Below are 20,454 nucleotides of genomic sequence, written 5' to 3'. Positions count from 1 at the left end.
AACCTCGGATTTTTCACATAAACCGGGTTTGTTGGCGTCATTCGTATAAAATTAGGCAAAAGTGCGATCGCCCTCTATATTTCCCACTAATCAGGACTGAGAAAATCGTGCAGAAAACTGAAGTAAAAAATGATTTAGAATTTTTTGAGGAAAATGCCGATAATTGGTGGGACGAAAATGCTAAAATTTATGCCTTATACCATCTAAACAAACCCAGATTTGAGTTTTTCGACAGACACGCGACTAATTGGCAAGGGCTGAAAGCCTTAGATGTCGGGTGCGGCGGCGGCTTTTCTTGCGAGTTTATGGCTGAGAGAGGCGCTATTGTTTCTGGAATAGATCGATCGGACAAATGTATTGTAGCCGCTCAAAATCACGCAGTTACCAGCGGTTTTGAGATTGACTACAGGCAAGGTTTGGCCGAAAATATGCCCTACGACGACAATACCTTTGATGTTGTAATCTGCCTGGATGTTTTGGAACACGTTGCCGATTACAAAAAAGTTGTGTCTGAGGTTCACAGGATTCTCAAGCCTGGGGGACTGTTCTTTTTTGATACAATCAACCGAACTTTTTCCTCGCAAATTGTGATGATTGGACTGATGGAAAATACATTGCAGGAAATTAAGCGGGGCGTTCACGATTGGGAAAAGTTTGTTACCCCGGATGAACTGTCTGTGGTAATGCGCGGTACGGGTTTCGGCAATATTGAAATTAAAGGTTTTGATATGTTTGGAGAAATGGGCGCTATTTTAGCCCAGATGCACGGTTTTTGGGGGAATTTTACAAGTGGAAAGCAGCTATTTCCTTCGGGGGAAAGTTTACAACAAGTTTCTCAAGTGCTAATCTCTAATATAGCTAACTATGTTAATTACAAAAAGTCTGGCTTGTTTAAAATTAAAATTAATGAGGATACGTCCATTATGTATATTGGCGTAGGGGCGAAGAATTAGTCGGTTAATTGTTTATTGTTGATTGTTGATTGTTAACTGTTGTCATTAGGGGCGAGTTTGAGACGGATTTTTGCGATCGACAAATCCGGCTAAAACTCGCCTCTATTGCATTTTGTAAAGTGCAGCTAGCAAGCGCCTTACTCTATACTCTATTGAGTGCAATACAGCTATTCGGCATCAGACACCGTAAGGCTGTGTCTAATGCTGTATTGGTGGGAATTGAGAATTGCTAGTAGATCAGTCCTGGATCGAGCCTCATGACCTTAATTTTTTACCGTTTCTGTGGACGCAACGAAAGTATTGCTGTGAAAAAACCAAGGTGATGACCACCCGTGGGTCCAAGACTGTATATTTGCGATCGCACTAGAAACGTAATTTTCCGAACTAATTGCAAATTATTAGCAAATATTTTTAAAGCGACGCCCTTGCGCTTCGCACTTTGAGCGCCCACAACTACCGCGCCGTCTCAATCTCGGGCTGCTGGCGCTGAGATAAAACGTAGCTAGACAGCTTCTGGTAACAAATCTTAATCTTTAACTCTTGACAATTTATCTTAATGGCAGGTAGCTTATTGAATATTAATTGCAATAACTCCCCGAAGTTAATAGTACCTGGAGGTCAATCACCGTGACAGCAGCAATAGTTTCCGCGTCAGCCCGAATCAGCGACGGACAACCCGCCGAAAGCCAAAAACTGATGAGTTTGGGTAAAAATTCTGAAATACCTGACCTCGATAACTCCAAAGATGTAACCCTCGCCGTCTTAGAAGGAGTGGGAACTCTCACGGTGTGCTCGCGAACAGTCACTTTAAAACCGGGAGTATTTGTGTTTGTACCCGCCGGCATCCCGCGCAGTCTAAAAGTACAAACGACCCTGAATCTGTTACTAATTGACTGCGAAGCCGACCCCGATATGAGCGAATCAGCTTGGTTGATGAATTTTCAACTTTAACCCCATGAAAAAACAGTGTCCTTGCTGCCTTGACTCCCTAATTTATCAGGTTTGCCACAACCGTGTCTACTGTTTTTGTCTCAATTGCAGGCAGGAAATGCCAAATCCTGACTCAAAAAGAATAAATCTCAAACACTGTCAAGTTTCATCTTCGGAGTAAAAAGGTCAAAAGCAATTGTTCTTTTCTACGGAACAGCAACTGGGAAAACTGAGTCTGTAGCTGAAAGGATTCGGGATGAATTTGGCGGCGATATCGTCACCTTGCACGAGATAGGCAGCGTTGAAAATGATGATTTTGCCGAATACGAATGTCTGATTATCAATACTGCAGACAGTGTTTGATTGCCTACAGTACCAGCGGATTAGCTGGTTTAATGTATGCGGGCCACTATCCTCACAAAGTAAGTTCTTTGGGACTTTTAGCTGCCAGTTTGCCATCTGCTATTAATTGGCAAACAAATTACTATACGCATCTTTCAGCTTTTCCCTGGACTCGCGAACAAGTTTTGAATCAAATGGTTGGCGATATGCTGGAATTGTAAAATCAAAGTATAGCCTTTCGAGCTCTCATATGAGGTACTCATGGGCATAGGGCATAGGCCTCCGTGGGCATAGGGCATAGGGCATACCTCACTTTTTTGAGAACCGCTATATAAATCAAAGATTTATATCATATTTTGAGCATGACTTAGCCTGTTCTCCTTATCCTCACTCTTTATTTAGGATGAGTAATTCCCGCGATGAATGTGGAGAAGTACCTTTGTTGATATGCAGCAGAAAAACGTATTTTTTTGTATTTCTTATTGTGATGCGCCGCTGGTCGAAATTTCTTAAAAAAGGATCGCGGCTTGGGGAATGTCAAAACTGTAGGCATTTCTTTCACCACTTCTCTCCCGAACAATTCGGCGAAAAAATACTAAATTTTTGGCTATCTGTACACAGCAGCCAAGCAAATTTTAATTTTTAATTTTAGGTCGCGATTGCTATTCCTTGTTCAATTTCTACCGAAACTTTCTGTGGCAAATACTAGATTAATTTCGGTAGTTCCGGGCAAGTTTTGCAGACCTGCTTCTACAGTTTTGGCCCAGTTCCCCCTGTCCCTAGTATCTTTTTGAGATTTGAGAATAATTGTAAAAAATATTTAACATATATTCAGATGTGTGAGTAAATGGTATGCTAATTTTATGGGATTTGTCAATTAATTTTTTGGAATTAACCGCAGAGGCGCTCTTGACGCAGAGGAAGGTAAGAGTAGATTAAAAATGAATTATTGGCAACAATTATAAAATATTTTAACATCGAGTTAACAAACTCAGCCTTAGCCTGGGCAGAGGGATACTAAGTATCGATCGAATTTTAAGGGATCCCTCGTCCCAACTCCTAAAATAGCGATCGAGCAAGCATATATACTTAAATGTTAGGGCGAGCACAGGGGCACGCCCCTACGGATTAACAATTTATCAAGAATTATGTCAGCAAGTTTTCTGCCAAAATCGATAGCACAACTCACAGAATCTACCTCAATTGCCTTAGCCCAAAGCATTCAACAGGAGGCAATTACAACTCCCCTAAATTCTGAACCCATTGTCACAACCTACGTGCGCCAAGGCAGCGGAAACACGCCGATTTTGCTAATTCACGGCTTCGACAGTTCCGTGTTTGAATTCCGCCGCCTATTGCCACTGCTGGCCGCCGAAAATGAAACTTGGGCGGTTGATTTGTTGGGTTTTGGGTTTACAGAAAGATCCGCAGGTTTGCCATTCAGCGCGAGGGCAATTGAAAGTCACCTTTACTATTTTTGGAAAACGCTAATTTCGCAGCCTGTAATCTTAGTTGGCGCATCAATGGGAGGTGCAGCAGCAATTGATTTCACTCTCAATTATCCCGAAGCTGTGAAACAATTAGTGTTAATAGATAGCGCAGGTTTTGCCATCAGTTCTAATAAGGGAAAATTTTTAATTCCTCCTTTAGGATATCTGGCAACTTCATTTTTACGCAATCCCAAAATTCGCCAGCGAATTAGCGTCAATGCTTATTTCGATGGAAAACTAGCCTCCAGCGATGCTCAAATTTGCGCCGCTTTGCACCTGGAAATGCCCAACTGGAATCAAGCTTTAATTGCGTTTACAAAAAGCGGCGGTTACGGAGGATTTGGGGAAAATTTGTCGCAAATTCAGCAACAGACGCTGATTTTGTGGGGAAAACAAGACCGGATTTTGGGGACGGCGGATGCGGAAAAGTTTGCAAGGGCGATACCCAATTCCCAACTAATTTGGATCCCCGATTGCGGGCACGTTCCCCACTTAGAAAAGCCGCAGATTACCGCTCAACATATTTTAGGTTTCACAGCTAATATATAATACTGCTTCTGAACCTAATTATATAGGATGCGCACGGAGTACCTTACCCCTATAATTCGAGGGTCAAACTAAACCTAATTATGTAGGGTGCGCCGGGAGCACCTTACCCCTATAATTCGCGCGTCAAACTAAACCTAATACATAATTTTTAAACTTTCGGCAAATACTTTTGTACAATAGTCCATCCCGTGAGCAAGACAGTCACAAATCCCCCAAACAAAGCTAAATTAGTGCCGATGTGGAGGGGACGCGCCCAAGGATGTTTAGGGCCAATTTGCAGCCCGCTTCCAACAGAAACCAACACCAAAGCAACAACAGCTAACCCCGCCGGTAAATGAGCCGAGTGACCCAAATTGCCGTAGTATCCCAGCGTACCGACTACACCAATTCCCAGCAGTAAAATTACCAAAGTCGCCATCCCCGCACCAGTCGCCACATGGAAAGGACGCAGCCATTTTGGGCGCGGTTGTTTGGTACTGCGGGCGCCAAACATCCACGTTCCAGTAACGGCTAGCAAGAGGTAAGCTAACAGGGAAACACCCATTGACCAAGCCGCTATTTTCCACAACCACAAGAAAGAAGGTAGATTCATCGGTTGCATTCCTAATTAGGAATTTCCACAAAAGGTTCTTTCCGATTTTACCTGGACTGGAAAGCAAAAATGAATAATTTTGAGATCGAGTGCGATCGGACTATCCACAGGTTGCATCAGCCTTACCTTGAAGTCAAACGCACTTTCTCTCATAGTCAGCTTAATTTACGCTAGAGATTGGTCGCTCTAGTTTTTAGGATCGGTCGGGGTTTGCTGGCGAAAGGCATCTTATAAAGCCCTAATTTTTGTTCTAAGATTAATCGGAAAAAAGGCAGACCTTCTATCAAATATCTTTTCCACAACCTTCTCGGTTCATTTAACAGTCGGTACGCCCATTCTATGCCGACTTCGCTCATCCATTTGGGACATCTTACTTTGCAACCAGCTTCAAAATCAATGGTTGCACCTATTCCTAAGAAAATTTTGACGTGTGTTAATTTGCTCTTGTATTCAACCAGCCACTTCTCTTGCTTGGGGGAGCCCGCCCCTATGGCCAGAACTGTAGCTCCTGATTTATTGATCGCGTCAATTATTTTTTCACACTCTTCCTCATTGTTTTCAAAGCCAAAAGAAGGAGAATGTGCTCCAACCACTATTTCTCTACCAACTTTTTGGTTAATTTTTTCCTGGGCTTTCCTAGCAATACCTTCAGCAGCTCCTAGCAAAAATATTTTGATTTTATCGTTATCTTTGTGATACATATAAAATGCAGGAAACAAGTCCGAACCTGAAATCTTTTCTTTGATAGGAGTACCCAAAAATCGTGAGGCATACATCAATATTTGACTGTCACAGACTCTATAATTAGATTTATTGTAAGCTTCATAGAAGTCGCGGTCATACTGCAACTTAATCAAGTGGTCTACATTTGGCGTAAATACGACACCGCCTTCGCAGTCGAGTTTTTCAAACAACTCTGTTATTGACAAGTTATCTATCGAGACATTCAATAAATTAACTGTTTTCATGTATTACTCCCTTCCTGGTTTATTGTAAACTACAACTCAAACTATTATAACCCACAATACAGCCTCGTGTTTTCTCTGCTTGGGCGTTTAAGTGAATATACCTTTCTAAGTATATCCTGGTACACCATACCTGTCCAGTCAGGATTTTTAAAGGTTGGCTAAAACGATCAGCTCGTTTTAGCCAAAAGTGTAGCAAGCCCATTTGGGTTGACAAATCGCCACACAGTTTTAATAAAAAATCCCTCCCTGGTAATAGTTGAAGCATTACCAATTAATGTTGTCAAAAATTATTTTTCACATTAATTTGAGTCGATTGACAGATATATGCCAACTTCCGAACTTGATTTAATGCAAAAATGGTAGATTTTTTAGTTGTTTTATCCAGCGAAGCCAATATATTTTCAAGCTTTGAGCGAAGCCGCGATCGGCTGACTGAAAATCAGGATGATTTTTGGTGAACCAGCGACTGTCTTCTTGGTGGCGAACTGGTTTTCTTGGTTTTAAGACTTTCTGGAGCTTTTAAGACCAGACTGGATATTCCTCCAGCAATCAGCGCAAAAATCGGGTTAGTCATAGCGTTCAAAACACAGTCAAACACGTACATAGTTAAGGCTACTCCCAGGGCGGCCGCGGGCGCTACTTTGGGATTAGACCAGGTTCTGGCGGGATACTTGAACACGGAAAAGGCGATAACAGGAAGTAACAAAGAAGAAAATAAACTAACTAAACCGACTGTACCGTAGGTGCCAAATGCAATAATCCATAAGCTGTCGGTGACCGAGATATCTCGACCTTCCTGGTTGTATACGCGGTTTCCGCCGGAATCCCCCCAGCCTAAAAGAAATTTTTGCCGCGCTTTTTCCCCCAGTATCTCTTCCATGTCAAATCTATACTTCAGAGAGCTGGCTCGCTCTTCGCCAAATATTGGAGTGATGACCCCCATCACCTCTTTACTCGAGAATTGACCCGCTGCAGCTATGTACAGATAAAACACTATATATCCAATTATGAATAGCAGCGGCAAAGAAGTGCGAAACCACTTGGCAGAGAATAATACGATCAACGCGAATACAAATAAACTGTAGGCGCCAGTAGAACGGCACAGGACAAAAATGATTATTAATATAATTGCTAAAGTCTTGATGTTGCGACCCTGAAACTTTTTGAGCGTCCCAGTTTGCCAGAACCAAACTGCGATTAAGGTGGCTGTCATCATCCACACGCCCACCATCAAACCGTGCTGCATAAATACTACCGGTCTCCACCCCCCCGCACGCAATGCTTGACTCCAGTTCTCAAAGGCACTGACGCCGTAAACCATTTGGTGCAGAATTGGGCCCTTAGCCGATTCAATTAAAATAAAAGGAATGTAGGCCAACCCACCTGCCAAAATCCCGATCGCCAATTGTCGCAGCCCGTCTAAACTACCTACATACAAGCGTCCTACCAAATAAGGCAGACCCCAACTAATGATTTGGTTGAAAGTCGGAGAAATTGGGCTGCCGCCATTACTAACTTGTGTAACAATTGGACACAAACACCAAATTAGCATTGGCACGTCCAGCCAACCGGGCTTAAAATAGGTGAAGCGCGCCATATCGTAGACAAGAGTAGCCAGCAAAATGGAGTAGCAAACTGACGAGATTTTGCTAAACGGTGGCAATATGGGGATGGGATAAGTAGCTTGCGGCAAAAACAGCCACGCTAAAAGAAAACTTATAATTACCGCCCGCTGAGGCGGAAACCTCACAAACAGGTAAAAAACGATTGGAATAAAGCCGAACAGAGCAACGGGGATTAATGCAACCATAGTTTTTTTTCCAGTAAAATTGTAGAAAGACAACTCAATTTGCCCGAGAAAAATTCTCGCTTAAAAGATCGCCCCACCCCAATCTTTTAAATCAACCTCAATTTTACGCCTTGTTCGTTAATTGTGCCTGACGTTCCACAGCAGCGTACAGTTGGGCCTCGAAGAGATTAGTGCCTCCTCCCAAGTATAATTTATCACCTTCTTTAAAGCAGTCTTGGACATTGCCCGCCATTCGGCATCAGACAACTGACAAATCTGCTCGATCGGTTTTGCCATATCCTCTGGGTCTTTTGGCTTGACCATTCGGCCACCCACGCCAGCAAGTAGTTCGGGATTCCCACCAGCAGGAGTGCCGATAATTGGCAAGCCCAAGCCATCGCTTCGATAATTGGCAAGCCAAAGCCTTCGGCTCTGCTGAAAAACAGCCAAGCATCGCATTTGCTGTAAAATTCTTTTAGTTGGTATTGAGTAGGTGCCTTATTATACTCAGTGCCATCCGGCAGCAAATTGGGATGAGGAGTATTGCCGGAACCAAAGGCAACTAAACGAAGGTTGGGAATTTTGTCAGCAGCTAGAGAGAAAGCTTTCAGGGCAATATCGCAGCCTTTCCCAGGAGTTGTAGTATAGTAGCTCCCGACTGTGGGAACTAATTGCTTGCCTCGCGGCTGCGGAGCTCGCGACTGGGGGTCGTAAAACTGTTTGGTGTCCGCGGTGGGAGGGACGAGAGATACAGACAAATCGCCGTATTGATTCCGAGCTATGTCGGCGGGCAACAAGGCGACAGGGATTTTGTGCATCGGCAGCCACCAAGTTGACTCTACTCGACCTTTTGGTACGCAGTCAAAAGCCTCGTAGTGTTGGAGAAAATATACTTTCGTTCCTTTGCCCGGAGAGAGTTTTGCCACCCACTCGGCAGTTTCCCACCAAGTAGCCATGATAATATCGGCATCAGGTATGTCTTTGTCGGTAATGGGACGATAGGTTTCGAGAACTCGGCTTTCGACATCCACCTTGTCAAAGTGAGACTGTTCTTTCTTTGGAGCGGACTGCCAACCCCTACCTCTGAGGAGCGATCGCAATTGTTGGATCAAAGTCGGTTGCCGCGGGGGCGTAGAGACGATAAATATTTTGTGTCCTCGCTTTTGGAGAAGTTCTGTGTAGATAGATAACACCCTCATGCCACCTGTAAGACTAAGGGTAGGAAGGACAAAAGTAATTTTCATGAATAGATGCGGAAGATAGAGACTGGTTTATAAAACTTCTCCATAACAGCAAGTTTGCACTTAGGAGCCTTTTTTTTGCTTGCGTGCAGGGTACGGGCGAATGCTGGAGGCTCGTAACTCGATAGTCGAGCCGATCGTACTTTGTCGTCATGGACTTTTCCCAATTACCAATCGGGAGATGTTTGAGGGCTAGACAAGTTTAACCTCTAAGGGTGCGATCCTGAAAACCTCCGTGGCACTGGCTTTCAGATTTTGGCCGACGATCGCTCGATCGATCGCTTTATAACCACTATTGGCTAGTCGGTGGGGTCAGAATTCTCTTCGAGACTCCTGGGTAGAAAACAGGAGAGGGGCGATTTTAGTTTTGGCAGAATCACCGCACCAAACGATATTGACTTTCTCCTGAGAATCCCGCGCCTGAGCGAGCGGCTAGCGCAGAATTTGAAATGGCGGCCGTTAGCATCCAACCCCAATTTGTTGGTTTGCCGCTGCTGGGTCATAGTAGCGAGAAAAGGAAACTATATTAACGTCGCGCTGTTTAGATTTGTCTACAGCAACTTTCAATGCAGCTTCAAAATAAGCCGTGGCATCTTCCCAAGTATAATTGTTCACTTTGGCATAGGCGGCTTCGGACAGGGCTTGCCACTTGGAATTTGGCAACTGACAGATAGACTCTATGGCTTTTGCCATTTCTTCGGGATCTTCTGGTCTTACAAGTATGCCACTACCGCCGCTCAAAATTTCAGGAGCAGCGCCTGCTGGGGTACTGAGGACGGGAGTGCGGCACGCCATCGCTTCAATAATTGGCAAGCAATCGCCTTCTGAGCGGCTCGCCAGCAGCCAGGCATCGCATTTGCTGTAACAGTCTTTGATTTTGTCTTGGTGGGGTTGAATTACATACTCGGTATTAGCCGGTAGGGGCAATTCCGAGGATGGGACCTCTGTACCGAAGGCAACCAGACGCAGGTTGGGGATCTTTGCAGCAGCTAGGGAAAAAGCTTTGAGGGCGATGTCGGTTCCTTTCGAGTAGATTTTCGAGTACATTATTCCAACTGTAGGAACCGATTGTTTGTTGCGAGGACAGGCGTAAAATTGCTTGGTGTCCGCGGTAGGAGGAGCTAAGGAAACTTTGCTATCGCCGTATTTTTCCCGAGCTAGGTTAACTAACCACTCAGAGAGCGTAATTTTGTGCATGGGCAGCATCCAGGTTGCTTCTACTCTACCTTGAGGTAGATAGTCAAAAACTTCGTGGCCCTGGAAAAAATAAGCTTTTGCTCCTTTGCTAGGAGAGAGTTTGGCTACCCACTCGGGGGTTTCCCACCAGGTGGCAACTACTACGTCAGCGTCAGGTACATCTTTGTCCTCTACCGGGCGGTAGCGATCGGTAATTTTGTGTTCTACACCTAAGTTATCGAAAAATGAGGGTTCGTTTTCAGGTGGGGAAATCCAACCCCGTCCCCGCAGCAGCGACTTGACTTGCTGGCGCATACTCGGTTGGGGGTGGGGTAGAGAGATGACGAACACGGAGTGTCCTAGCTTTCTCAAACGTTCTGCGAAAATACATAATACTCGTATTCCACCAGTCAGAGACAGAGTAGGAAGAACAAAGGTGATTTTCATTTTTAAGTCCCGCTGAATATTCCGACTCGCTTACGGCGCTGCTACCAGCGCTGAGGTTAGATCCCGAAAGGAAAGAGGGGTGGGTAATATTAATTACCGCTTTCCTGGTGTGTACATAGAATCCAACCTAGCGACTGTTCGCCACACCCGAGTATCGATCTGCAGCAAATTCGCTGTCATTGAATGGATAATAACGATTGATGCGATCGCCAAGCTCTTCCTATAGAAATAGTTTTCAGGAGCGAAACTTCATCCCGAAGACAGATACATCATCAAAAAGCAGCTTTTTTCGAGGTCAAAACCAAGCTAGACAACACTTCCTCTTTTACCTAAAAGCAGTTGCCTATCATACAGACAGGGATGTACAGCCAACCGAAAAGCAACCAACCTTTACTGTGGACAAAAGTATAATTGGTAACAATATTCAGTAGATTGACATCGCCTTTGGCAAAATTTTATATTGCATTAAAGAGGAAATTCTTACTTTGAGAATGTTTATTTCCCGATCGCTCCAACAAATCTAAACACCGATCGGCGGTTGTGATTTTTTGGTAACTGTCCTGACAGTTGTCGCTGCTAGGAAAGCATCAACCGCAGCTACAGCCACATATACCTTGCAGAAGCTTACAATTTAGAAGGGTACGTTGTCGCCCGCTGCCGCGGCACGCCGCCCGATCGCATCAACCGCAGCGATCGCTATTGGTTTAAAAATGCAGTTGCTGGCACTGAAATTACCCGCGAAGCTTTGATATCTCGCTTAACTGGAAAACCCCCAGTTATTTTCTCAAAACCCATTCGGGAATTTGCTAGTTTAAGTTTGGGCGAGCGAGGAAATTCAGTCAGCGAATTACAGCAGCAACTAAAACAACTCGGCTATTACAAAAACGAAATTACGGGAATTTACGGAAACGCCGACGCCGTTGCTCAATTTCAAAAAAAATATTCACGCTTGTCGGCGCGTGGCAGCGTCGATTTGACAACCAAGCAGCTTCTCGGACTAGGAACTAATTTTAAACAACAATTTCCTCAAACACATCAATTAAATTCAACTGATAAATCTGCGGAGCCAATGGGAAAAATTCAAGGAATAGCTATTAGAAGTATATTATTAAGCGACATCGCTCGCTCGAAAAAGTCCGCATCTGGAAAATCTGCTTCGCTTTTTGGGTAGACAAAAAAGCTCAATTAATCGCTCATCGCGACCCAAAGTTACTGGCTGGAAAGCAACTAATAAACCTCAGCAAATATCCGCCAGTCAAAACCTTATTAGCCGGCAAAAGCGGACGTGTCTACTACTCGCAGGTACGGCGGTACGGGTTTGGGACGGGCAATCGCCCAGAAATTTTGTCGGATGATGGGGGGAGATATTAGTCGGGAGAGCGAGTTGGGAAAAGGGTCAATTTTTACGGGAGAATTCCCGGCGATAGCCGCTGAAAAAGCAGCTAGTTAAAGAGGATTTGCCAACCAATAGTTGCTAGGGCTAAATCTGCGATCGCGTGGCTGATATAACTCGACCAAAGCGAACGGTAAGTCAGATAAGACTGCGACCAAATTATCCCGGCAGCGAAGACAGCTAAGGAGCCTAAGAGCACAGCCTGCCAGTCGCTGTAAGCTGCTATTACAAGAATGTGGTGGAGGGTGAAAAATAGCGAACTCAGAAATATTGCTTTGGTTCCGGGTATGAGAATCTGGCACTTGTTGCAGACAAACCACCGCCAAGTAAATTCTTCGATTAATGAGTTGACTAGCACAAAATATGCTTCAACAATTAAGTAAATATTAGGGCTGCTAATACCTAATTGGTGCGATTTTTGTTGAGCAACTACAGGATCGATCCAGTGCTGGCCGAAAAGCTGATAGATACCTAGAATCATCCCAAACATGAATATTCCCCAAATCGCTCCAGCCAGCAATTCTTGGCGCTTGGGCAGGGATAAACGCAGCTTTTTGCGATCGACAAAAACAGACCAGGCGATCGGAAAAACCAGCAACCAAACTTGACACAATACTGACAGTGTTTGTCCCCAGCTTCCCGGGGCAATATACAAGCCTGCTATTATTCCAATACTAGCTGCAGGGACAAGCAGTGTTAGAGCCAATAGTGCTGTTTTGCGATCGCCCATGTCCAGCATTTTTCACGCTTCATTTGAAAATTGGATTGATCTCAAAGGTAAAAGTTTGGCGGCGGCGGACAGGTTATATACTACTTTCAAGAAACAATGCAACTGTAGGCCCGCGATCCAAACCCTTATGCAGTCAGTCATTCCCAATTCTTTAATCTAAAATCTAAAAGGGTATGAGTTTTGTGCCGCTTATTAAAGTGGCGCGCCTTTGTGGCAACGAAAAATTGGTAAAATGGCGATCGCACGGACGATCGTACTAACCCGGAATTACTCTAAATCTACTCTGTTGTGTGCTTTCTGAAATCCGAGCGATCGTTCTATTTCAGGTTCAGCACCATTTTGCAGCCAATCAAGGGGTTTTTCTGCTATTTGGACTGTTGGCACCGGCTAGAATTGTCAGCGAGCACTTCAATCTGGCACTCTTCGTAAATAGACTTGTAGCCGCATACTGCAATTTCCGTAATTCCCTGTACAGGCTCTTTGTTCTCGGTTTCAAAGAAAGTGGATTGAGTCATGATATTATGTTGGTATTTGCGGCTCCAAATACCATATTATAATTTAATCCCTAGTAGCTGTGTATTTTGGCTGAATGACGATCGCAATTGATTTTGGAACTAGCAACACCGTCGTCGCTCGCTGGAATCAAGTCCGACCGCAGCCAGAAACTTTGAAATTACCGGGATTGCTGCTCATCTTCGGGTAAAATCCACAACTAATTCCCAGTCCCGCTACAACTGTACGGAACTTCTACCGCAAGCGATATCTGTCGATAGTTAGTTAAATTTCAACCCACTTAATTGCGGACGGCATCCTATGAAAGTAGAGTCTATTTCTATTCAAAATTTTAAGCTATTTGACAATCTTGAAGTTTCTTTCAAGAACCAAACCCTCGATGAAGTTACAAACCGCTTTCTGATACTTGGTGATAACGGCACGGGGAAAACAACGCTGCTACAAGCAATCGCTCTGCCGCTAGCATTAGCAACCAGACAAATTCCGAACGTATCCGAATTTGATTGGCTGGGATTTCTACCAGCTCGCTACTCGAAATGGGGAACTCCACATATTCAATTAGACGTTTCGTTTGAGCGCGAAGAAATTGAAGCAACACGCGAGGTAGCAGAAAGGTGGTACGCAGCACAACCAGCAGAATTTCGCTCCGAACGTCCATTTGTTGAAGCTGGTGATAGCACTTCTGTTCAACTCATATTAAATGGTGAATACTGGAAGGCAGGAACCAAACCCGAAGAAAGAGCACAATTTCAAGGTCGCTACTATGCCCAAAAATTGCTCAGAACCGATCCATCTGTTCGCTCTCTATTTTCCAAACTTCCCGGCATCTTCTGGTTCGATCAGTTCCGAAATCTTGGCTCAAATCTCTATCTAGAAGGAAGTGGATTTGGGTCGCGTCCATTTGGAGATGGAGCATTTGGTGGAGGTCGAGTTTCCTTTGAAATGGGTGTAGGTCGCCTGCGTCAATATCTAATTGAATGGAGACAAAGACAGGAGTCGGGCAAAACTTATCAAACAGATTACTTAACGCAATTGGAAAATCTTTATACAAGAATTTTTCCCGATCGCTCTTTTTGGGGTTTAGAAAAAATTCCCCGGATTGATTCACCTACGGAAGATGATGTCTACTTCTTGCTAAAATACAGAAATCGTACTTACGATATAGTGGAAATGTCAGCAGGAGAACAAGCTGTTTTCCCAATTTTGTATGAGTTTGTCCGGCAACAAGTTGCGTACTCAATTGTGCTGATTGACGAGGTTGACCTGAATCTTCATCCACCGATAGCGCAATTTTTAGTAAGTCAGCTTCCGAAAATTGCTCCTACGTGCCAGTTGATATTGACTACTCATTCAGAAGCAGTCAATGATATCATTGGTGAAGCAGAAACTTACCGTTTGCCTGGGGGAGTGCTGTGTCTTTAAATGTTCTGTACTGTGAGGGGAATTCTAAGAGTTTTGATATACGACTGCTCCAACAGCTAGTTCCAGGTATTTGTCTAATTAAACCTATTGGTAGCAAATACGGTTTGGAGGATAAAATTATTAGCGATCGCGCCATTAATCCTAAGTTGGCTGGATTGCGCGATCGCGATTTTGATAGTCGCGATTTTAGTATTGCTAACGAGCCGATAAAATGGTTTGATCAAAACAACGTGCAGATAGGCTGGTTTTGGGAAAGGAAGGAAATAGAAAATTACCTGATAGATCCCGTAGTTGTCGGCCGCGCTCTAGGTCGCAAAGCACCGCCAATGGATGATTACAAATTAGCACTCCAAAAATCAGCACAAACTATTTCAGCCTATACAGCAGCTAGAACAGCTCTGTCATGCTACCGCTTTCAAAACTCTTGGGGAGACTCTGTTGACAAGACGCACCGCTTCCCTCAACGATCGAAGCTGGGAAAAGACCAATGTCGAGATAAAATAAGAGAAATAGTCAGAAAAGATAAAGGAGATAGGATTGTTGAAGAACAAAATGTTGTGGATAAGTTTGAAAATTTACTTCCTTTGTACTGTCCCGGCGGCTCTCGGTTTCAGAATTGTTTGACTTTCTTTGCAGGCAAAGATTTGCTGTATGTGATGAAGAATGATTTACAGGAATTTGGATTTAACCCGAAAGACCCTATCAATGAGTTCCTAGAAAGAGTGTTCCAACGGATAGAATTATCAGAGGATGTCTGGACATGGATGCCAGAATGGCAGAAACTTAGAGAATCAATCACAAACTTTGATAATTAATTAAACAGTAACTCCTGAAAACGGAAAACATGACGATCGCAATTGATTTTGGAACTAGCAACACCGTCGTCGCTCGCTGGAATCAAGTCCTCCAGCAGCCCGAAACTTTGAAATTACCGGGAGTGTCGGCAATCTCGGCTCAAAATCCGCCCCTAATTCCCAGTTTACTCTACGTTGAGGACGCTGCTCAAAGTAAAGTCTTACTCGGTCAGCAAGTCCGCGACAGAGGTCTGGATTTGAGTGGAGATTCTCGGTTTTTCCGTAATTTTAAGCGGGGAATTGGCACTTCAGTTCAGGGTTTTGTGCCGGAACTTGACGGGCAACTTATTACTTTTGAACGAGTAGGTGAGTGGTATTTGAGCCAAATTGTGAACTCAATTCGCGAACTGCCTTTGCCGATCGATTCTTTGATTTTTACTGTGCCGGTAGATAGTTTTGAAGCTTACCGCCATTGGTTGGGGAAAGTGTCTCAATCTCTGCAAGTAGAACAGGTGCGGATGTTGGACGAACCTACGGCGGCTGCTTTGGGTTACGGTTTGGCCGATCGCGAAATTCTGTTAGTCATTGATTTCGGCGGCGGCACTCTCGATCTTTCTGTAGTGCGTTTGGACGCTTCCTCCGACAAAAAGCCCCTCGGTTTTATTCTCAAGTGGGGCGAAAAGTTATTAGCTGAATCTTCAGGGCAAAAAACAAAAGTTGCGCGGGTTTTGGCTAAAGCCGGTCAAAATTTGGGCGGTTCTGATATTGATAATTGGCTGGTTGACTATTTTTTCAAAACAAAAGGGCTGGCAAAATCTCCGATAACAACGAGATTAGCAGAACGGTTAAAGATTCAGTTGTCTTTGGTGAATCAGGCGGTTGAGGTTTATTTTGATGACGAAAATTTTGAGAGTTACGAATTAGAATTAGATCGCTCTCGCTTTGAATCTATTCTCGCCGAACATCAGTTTTTTGACAACCTCGACGAGTGCATGAATCAAGTATTGCAGCAAGGGCGGCGCCAAGGCTTAGAAATTGGCGACATCGATGCAGTTTTGCTAGTTGGCGGTACTGTCCAAATTCCCGCCGTCGGGCGTTGGGTGCAGCAATATTTCGAGCAGGCAAAAATTCGCTGCGACAAACCCTTTGAGGCGATCGCCCAAGGTGCTCTGCAACTGAGTCAAGGGCTAGAAATCAAAGATTTTCTCTATCACAGTTACGGCATTCGCTACTGGAACCGCCGCGAAAATTGCCACAGTTGGCACAGTTTAATTAAATCCGGGCAGTCTTATCCGATGAGCGAACCGGTAGAATTAGTCTTGGGGGCTTCTTTAGAAAATCAGCCGAGTATAGAATTAATTGTCGGCGAATTGGGAGCGGAAACTGGCGGCACGGAGATATATTTTGACGGCGACAGGCTAATTACTCGCCAACTCGCGGGTCAAAGATCGGTACAGCCACTAAATGACAAAGACGGAGCACGCAGCATCGCTCAATTGAGGCCGCCTGGGTATCCGGGGAGCGATCGCATAAAAGTTTTGTTCCGCGTTGACGAACAGCGCTTTTTGCGCATTACTGTTGAAGATTTGTTGACTAATGAAACTTTGTTAGAGGATAAACCAGTGGTGCAGCTAAGTTAAGGATAGACTTTAGATAATTTGGTTGATAATTCGGAGCTTGAAATCGCTGCATAGAGTCAAACTTTCGTCCGACCAGAGGGGGACTAAGAAATTACTGGTTTACTTCCAGGAAGAGCCGGGGAACGCAGATCCGGAGGAAGAGCCTCGAATTTTCCGGCTCAGAAAGCCAGGCTCTTCCTCTGGACATCTGTTCCCCGGCTCTTCCTAGGAATTAGTTAGTTTTTGGAGATGTATATTGGAGACGACAACCTATGCAGATATTTAGGTTTATGGCTGCGTAGGGGATTGACACGGCTACCACTTTTGGCATAGACTTTTATTTAAAATACTCTTGAATCAGAACCGTCAGTCTTTCATTGTAGTATCAAGATTTTCATTAACCCAAATCCTAGGAGATTAACACGTATGAGTACAGCTCCCGGTTTACCCCTATGGGTGCAAGATAGAGAAGAAGTTCTGAAGCAGGATGATGGAGTAGAATGGCGGGACGGGAATCGTCCAGACTATTCTCGCACTAATGCTTTCATGGCAAAGGAAAGGAAACACAACCATGCCGAAGGGTCTTTGAATGCGATCGCCTATAACCTGGTGAGAACATTTGAAATGGAAGCATCCTTCAAAACCAATCCCCAACAATGGATCTCTGTAGTTACGGATAAATTCCGTATGAGCACTAATGGAGGAAAAGAATACACAGCCCAAGAAGTTGTAGATCAGGGAACCTATAATCTCTTTCTAGAAAACTCAGACTACTACCGCGCCTCTGATGAAAGCTTTCAATCCTCCTACAACCTCTTTCACACAGCTTTTCCCGATGGTTTTCACTGGGAATTAGTCGAAGTCGTTGCAGGGCCTCCTAGCGTTGTGTTTAAGTGGAGACACTGGGGTGTTTTTAGGGGAGCTTACAAAGATCATCAAGGGACAGGAGAAACTATTGAAGTTATTGGTCTTAGCATTGCTAAAGTCACAGAGGATTTAAAGATTGAGTCTGTAGAACATTTCTTTGACACCAATAATTTCTTAACAAACTTAACGAGAGGAGGATGTCCCGTGAGTCATTAATCAAAGGAAGAGGTCATATCGTTTCCGCTGGAATCGGAATCATACATAATTGTTCGAGTTGCGGTGCAAGCGTCTCGCTCGCTATAAGTAGCGAAAGCGAGCGAGACTATCGCTTTCGCTACTGTATGATTCCGATGTAAGCGGATTTGATATTACAGCTTGCAATTTACTAAAAAATATGCACCGATTGCTACTGATGACTACCAATTTAGTCAACGTTTAGGAGAAGATTTGTATGAATTTTTGAGCAATAACGATCGCATCATGAAACAGTATTTACAGATATCGCGTTTCTTCGGTCATAAAATAGGCGGTTATCCCGATTTTATACAAGGCGACGCAAGATGGGGTAATAACCCTGATAGTGACACAGAGCAAAATATTCTTTTATTTCAAATGGATTCCTCTGTTGAGGATGCCGTACATATTCTGTGGAGAGACGACGGCATATGTAACTTTTTTATTTCTCAATCAAAACTTATCAACTTAGACTTTACTGATGTTTGGTACAATTGGGCTTGCGCTTGAAAGCAGCAGTTAAGTAAGATCACGTAAAAAAACATAATACCCAGAACCCCAACTTCTTTAAGAAGTCGGGGTTCTAACAGATTGAATAGCGTTCGACTATGCCCAAGCCCCATCCCTCCGCTTCGCTCCGCCCAATTCCCCATGCCCCATGCCCTAAACCTGAGATTTGTGCACCACCACGGGTGTGCCCACCGAAGCCCATTCAAATAGCCATTTAGCGTGATTGACAGCTACATTTGTGCAGCCGTGAGTAACTGCATTGCCAAACAAATTGTGCCAGTAAGCGCCGTGAATTGCATTGCCGCCGTCGTAATACATTGTATAGGGAACGTCGGGCACGTCGTAGTCATCCCCAGTCATTCTAGTAACGCGGTGTTTGGTTTGAACGGCAAAGGTTCCCGTGCGGGTGGGAGTCGATGATTTGCCGCTGGAAATAACCACCGCGTAAACTGCTGTATTTCCTTCCCAAGCTATTAACCTTTGTCTTGATAAATCAATTTCAATCCAGCGCTGGCTAGATTGCTGCAACTGCATAATTTTATTGGCAATTATGTTGTGCTGTTGGCTGGCGATTGCAGGAATTGAACCGCCGCAGAATGCAGCAAAAGTGAGGGCGCAGCCGACACAGAAAGTTCCAGCGCGGCGAAAGTAAGTTGATTCCATAATGCTGTTCATTCCTGACACCTGGTACTATTTTAAATTTTAGATTTTAGATTCGAGATTGGAAACAGGGCTTAACAAGTTGTTAAGTTTTGGGCGAGATTCCGGGCAATTTGGACGATCGCCCGCCAATCTCGATGTTCGACTAAGTGTTTAGGAAATAAGTCTCCGGCTAAACCAACGGCGATCGCCCCGGCGTCAATAAATACTTTGGCATTTTCCAGCGTCACCCCGCCAGTGGGAATTAAAGGAATGTGTCCCAGGGGGCCTTGCAGGCTTTTCAGGTAGGCGGCGCCTCCCAAAGCCGATATCGGAAAGACTTTAACGCAGGTAGCGCCTGCTTGCCAGGCGGTCACAATTTCCGTGGGAGAAAAAGCACCGGGGACGATCGGCACTCCGGCGTCAACTGCTGTTTTAATCATAGCTACATCGGTGTGCGGAGCAAACAGAAATTGAGCGCCGCAGTCTATTGCTTGCTGCAACTGTTCTAAGTTTAATAAAGTGCCGGTGCCAATACTAAAAGTAGGAAATTCCGAGCGGAGTTGGGCAATTAATTCAGCGGCTTTGTGGGTGTTCCAAGTAATTTCAATAAACTGGATTCCGCCTGCTGCTACCGATGATGCCATCTGCCAAGCAAGTTCCTTTTCTGATGAACGGATGACTGCGATCGCCCGGTGTTTTTTTAGTAGTGTCAACCAAGATTGATGATTCATGCTAACTGATTTTGTCCCCAGATAATTCAATACAGTTCATATCGGAATACCGAGCGGTTGAAACCGCGTCTATACAAACAAAACCCACGGAGGTGGGTTTTTAAGGGGGCGGTTAAAATTGCGTTATTTTCTTTACACCACAGGCGAGTGGACTGCGTTTGACTCGCTAGCTAGAGTAAGTAAAGCCTCAGCATCGCTCGGTTGTGCCATCCATATTACCGCCATTTGCACAACCTCGCTCTACCCGTTGTAATGAGCAACAACTTTATTGACACTCCCCGACCTGAAGGTGCGGGGATTCTAGTTTCACAGTCGTTGCTTGCCTTTGCAGGTCTTACGACCAACAGAGGTAGAGGCTACAACTCCGCTAGCGTTACTTTGGGGATGCCCTCCCCTAGCGTTTGCACGACTTAAAATTACCTTGGCTGCATTGACATCGCGTTGCTCGACGTGACCGCAATGTGGACAAGAATGGGTACGGGTACTCAAAGACTTTTGCACTTTAGCGCCACAATTTGAGCA

The 20,454-nt window shown here is 44.5% G+C and carries 21 protein-coding genes; 12 read left to right on the top strand and 9 right to left on the bottom strand.

The window, feature by feature from the left end:
- Window positions 1-107 precede the first annotated feature (107 nt).
- From ubiG to QUB61_RS13055, 5 genes are all read left to right on the top strand, one after another.
- Window positions 108-953: a bifunctional 2-polyprenyl-6-hydroxyphenol methylase/3-demethylubiquinol 3-O-methyltransferase UbiG gene (gene ubiG / locus QUB61_RS13075; RefSeq protein WP_333128985.1), complete on the top strand. Its 846-nt coding sequence runs from the start codon at window positions 108-110 to the stop codon at window positions 951-953.
- Window positions 954-1,580: 627 nt separating this feature from the next.
- Complete coding sequence (locus QUB61_RS13070; RefSeq protein WP_333128988.1) at window positions 1,581-1,904, top strand: cupin domain-containing protein; 324 nt, start codon at window positions 1,581-1,583, stop codon at window positions 1,902-1,904.
- 135 nt (window positions 1,905-2,039) lie between these two features.
- Window positions 2,040-2,246 carry a flavodoxin domain-containing protein gene (locus tag QUB61_RS13065; protein ID WP_333189989.1) on the top strand — a complete coding sequence of 69 codons (207 nt, stop codon included), beginning with the start codon at window positions 2,040-2,042 and terminating at the stop codon, window positions 2,244-2,246.
- Window positions 2,213-2,446, top strand: coding sequence for a hypothetical protein (locus QUB61_RS13060; protein WP_333128990.1), 234 nt, complete (start codon window positions 2,213-2,215; stop codon window positions 2,444-2,446). The genes QUB61_RS13065 and QUB61_RS13060 overlap by 34 nt, the downstream gene beginning before the upstream one ends.
- Window positions 2,447-3,373: 927 nt before the next feature.
- Window positions 3,374-4,264 carry an alpha/beta hydrolase gene (locus tag QUB61_RS13055; protein WP_333128992.1) on the top strand — a complete coding sequence of 297 codons (891 nt, stop codon included), beginning with the start codon at window positions 3,374-3,376 and terminating at the stop codon, window positions 4,262-4,264.
- Window positions 4,265-4,412: 148 nt separating this feature from the next.
- On the opposite strand, the gene QUB61_RS13050 is transcribed toward QUB61_RS13055, so the two are convergent.
- From QUB61_RS13050 to QUB61_RS13030, 5 genes are all read right to left on the bottom strand, one after another.
- The gene (locus QUB61_RS13050) at window positions 4,413-4,856 is read right to left on the bottom strand and encodes a DUF4079 domain-containing protein (protein ID WP_333128994.1); all 444 of its coding nucleotides are present in this window, start codon (window positions 4,854-4,856) and stop codon (window positions 4,413-4,415) included.
- A 170-nt stretch (window positions 4,857-5,026) separates the two neighbouring features.
- A complete protein-coding gene (locus tag QUB61_RS13045) occupies window positions 5,027-5,824 on the bottom strand; it encodes a WecB/TagA/CpsF family glycosyltransferase (protein WP_333128997.1) in 798 nt (265 codons plus the stop codon).
- Window positions 5,825-6,263: 439 nt separating this feature from the next.
- Window positions 6,264-7,634 carry an O-antigen ligase domain-containing protein gene (locus QUB61_RS13040; RefSeq protein WP_333128999.1) on the bottom strand — a complete coding sequence of 457 codons (1,371 nt, stop codon included), beginning with the start codon at window positions 7,632-7,634 and terminating at the stop codon, window positions 6,264-6,266.
- 203 nt (window positions 7,635-7,837) lie between these two features.
- The gene (locus tag QUB61_RS39875; RefSeq protein ID WP_445300236.1) at window positions 7,838-8,857 is read right to left on the bottom strand and encodes a glycosyltransferase family 4 protein; all 1,020 of its coding nucleotides are present in this window, start codon (window positions 8,855-8,857) and stop codon (window positions 7,838-7,840) included.
- A gap of 456 nt (window positions 8,858-9,313) precedes the next feature.
- Entirely contained in the window at window positions 9,314-10,477 is a 1,164-nt protein-coding gene (locus QUB61_RS13030) for a glycosyltransferase family 4 protein (RefSeq protein ID WP_333129004.1), read from the bottom strand.
- Window positions 10,478-11,222: 745 nt separating this feature from the next.
- Between QUB61_RS13030 and QUB61_RS13025 the strand changes: the two genes are divergently transcribed.
- Together QUB61_RS13025 and QUB61_RS13020 are read left to right on the top strand one after the other, a co-directional pair.
- Window positions 11,223-11,648, top strand: coding sequence for a peptidoglycan-binding domain-containing protein (locus QUB61_RS13025; protein ID WP_333129007.1), 426 nt, complete (start codon window positions 11,223-11,225; stop codon window positions 11,646-11,648).
- Window positions 11,649-11,762: 114 nt separating this feature from the next.
- Window positions 11,763-11,927 (top strand): ATP-binding protein, encoded by a 165-nt coding sequence (locus tag QUB61_RS13020; protein WP_333129009.1) that lies wholly within the window; start codon window positions 11,763-11,765, stop codon window positions 11,925-11,927.
- Here the strand turns inward: QUB61_RS13020 and QUB61_RS13015 are convergent.
- A complete protein-coding gene (locus QUB61_RS13015) occupies window positions 11,920-12,609 on the bottom strand; it encodes a CPBP family intramembrane glutamic endopeptidase (RefSeq protein WP_333129011.1) in 690 nt (229 codons plus the stop codon). The two genes, QUB61_RS13020 and QUB61_RS13015, sit on opposite strands and share 8 nt — an antisense overlap.
- Before the next feature lie 804 nt (window positions 12,610-13,413).
- On the opposite strand from QUB61_RS13015, the gene QUB61_RS13010 reads away from it, so the two are divergent.
- The 5 genes from QUB61_RS13010 to QUB61_RS12990 all read left to right on the top strand — a co-directional run bounded on the left by QUB61_RS13010 (window position 13,414) and on the right by QUB61_RS12990 (window position 18,559).
- Window positions 13,414-14,535 carry an AAA family ATPase gene (locus QUB61_RS13010; RefSeq protein ID WP_333129013.1) on the top strand — a complete coding sequence of 374 codons (1,122 nt, stop codon included), beginning with the start codon at window positions 13,414-13,416 and terminating at the stop codon, window positions 14,533-14,535.
- Entirely contained in the window at window positions 14,526-15,350 is an 825-nt protein-coding gene (locus tag QUB61_RS13005; protein WP_333129016.1) for a hypothetical protein, read from the top strand. The genes QUB61_RS13010 and QUB61_RS13005 overlap by 10 nt, the downstream gene beginning before the upstream one ends.
- Window positions 15,351-15,379: 29 nt before the next feature.
- The gene (locus QUB61_RS13000) at window positions 15,380-16,969 is read left to right on the top strand and encodes an Hsp70 family protein (RefSeq protein WP_333129018.1); all 1,590 of its coding nucleotides are present in this window, start codon (window positions 15,380-15,382) and stop codon (window positions 16,967-16,969) included.
- 405 nt (window positions 16,970-17,374) lie between these two features.
- Entirely contained in the window at window positions 17,375-18,031 is a 657-nt protein-coding gene (locus QUB61_RS12995; RefSeq protein WP_333129020.1) for a SnoaL-like polyketide cyclase, read from the top strand.
- Window positions 18,032-18,190: 159 nt separating this feature from the next.
- A complete protein-coding gene (locus tag QUB61_RS12990) occupies window positions 18,191-18,559 on the top strand; it encodes a DUF1963 domain-containing protein (protein ID WP_333129023.1) in 369 nt (122 codons plus the stop codon).
- 153 nt (window positions 18,560-18,712) lie between these two features.
- Here the strand turns inward: QUB61_RS12990 and QUB61_RS12985 are convergent, their stop codons facing one another.
- The 3 genes from QUB61_RS12985 to QUB61_RS12975 form a co-directional block, all read right to left on the bottom strand.
- On the bottom strand, window positions 18,713-19,234 hold the full coding sequence (locus tag QUB61_RS12985; RefSeq protein ID WP_333129025.1) for a L,D-transpeptidase: 522 nt from the start codon (window positions 19,232-19,234) through the stop codon (window positions 18,713-18,715).
- Between the two features lie 59 nt (window positions 19,235-19,293).
- Window positions 19,294-19,932 carry a bifunctional 4-hydroxy-2-oxoglutarate aldolase/2-dehydro-3-deoxy-phosphogluconate aldolase gene (locus tag QUB61_RS12980; protein ID WP_333129027.1) on the bottom strand — a complete coding sequence of 213 codons (639 nt, stop codon included), beginning with the start codon at window positions 19,930-19,932 and terminating at the stop codon, window positions 19,294-19,296.
- Window positions 19,933-20,238: 306 nt separating this feature from the next.
- Window positions 20,239-20,454: zinc ribbon domain-containing protein (locus QUB61_RS12975; RefSeq protein WP_333189982.1), on the bottom strand; the 216-nt coding region annotated here is incomplete at its 5' end.

Source organism: Microcoleus sp. C2D2 (assembly GCF_036702495.1).
Classification (GTDB): Bacteria; Cyanobacteriota; Cyanobacteriia; order Cyanobacteriales; family Microcoleaceae; genus Microcoleus.
Note: the sequence above shows the minus strand (reverse complement) of the source record. Positions and strands in the feature narration are given on the sequence as shown.

Bases quoted from the DNA above. Each gene is read 5' to 3' on its own strand.
- QUB61_RS13040 (WP_333128999.1), bottom strand. From the start codon at position 7,634: ATGGTTGCATTAATCCCCGTTGCTCTGTTCGGCTTTATTCCAATCGTT.
- QUB61_RS12995 (WP_333129020.1), top strand. From the start codon at position 17,375: ATGAGTACAGCTCCCGGTTTACCCCTATGGGTGCAAGATAGAGAAGAA.
- QUB61_RS13060 (WP_333128990.1), top strand. From the start codon at position 2,213: ATGTCTGATTATCAATACTGCAGACAGTGTTTGATTGCCTACAGTACC.
- QUB61_RS13000 (WP_333129018.1), top strand. From the start codon at position 15,380: ATGACGATCGCAATTGATTTTGGAACTAGCAACACCGTCGTCGCTCGC.
- QUB61_RS13050 (WP_333128994.1), bottom strand. From the start codon at position 4,856: ATGAATCTACCTTCTTTCTTGTGGTTGTGGAAAATAGCGGCTTGGTCA.
- QUB61_RS13010 (WP_333129013.1), top strand. From the start codon at position 13,414: ATGAAAGTAGAGTCTATTTCTATTCAAAATTTTAAGCTATTTGACAAT.
- QUB61_RS39875 (WP_445300236.1), bottom strand. From the start codon at position 8,857: ATGAAAATTACTTTTGTCCTTCCTACCCTTAGTCTTACAGGTGGCATG.
- QUB61_RS13055 (WP_333128992.1), top strand. From the start codon at position 3,374: ATGTCAGCAAGTTTTCTGCCAAAATCGATAGCACAACTCACAGAATCT.
- QUB61_RS12980 (WP_333129027.1), bottom strand. From the start codon at position 19,932: ATGAATCATCAATCTTGGTTGACACTACTAAAAAAACACCGGGCGATC.
- QUB61_RS13045 (WP_333128997.1), bottom strand. From the start codon at position 5,824: ATGAAAACAGTTAATTTATTGAATGTCTCGATAGATAACTTGTCAATA.
- QUB61_RS12985 (WP_333129025.1), bottom strand. From the start codon at position 19,234: ATGAACAGCATTATGGAATCAACTTACTTTCGCCGCGCTGGAACTTTC.
- QUB61_RS13015 (WP_333129011.1), bottom strand. From the start codon at position 12,609: ATGCTGGACATGGGCGATCGCAAAACAGCACTATTGGCTCTAACACTG.
- QUB61_RS13030 (WP_333129004.1), bottom strand. From the start codon at position 10,477: ATGAAAATCACCTTTGTTCTTCCTACTCTGTCTCTGACTGGTGGAATA.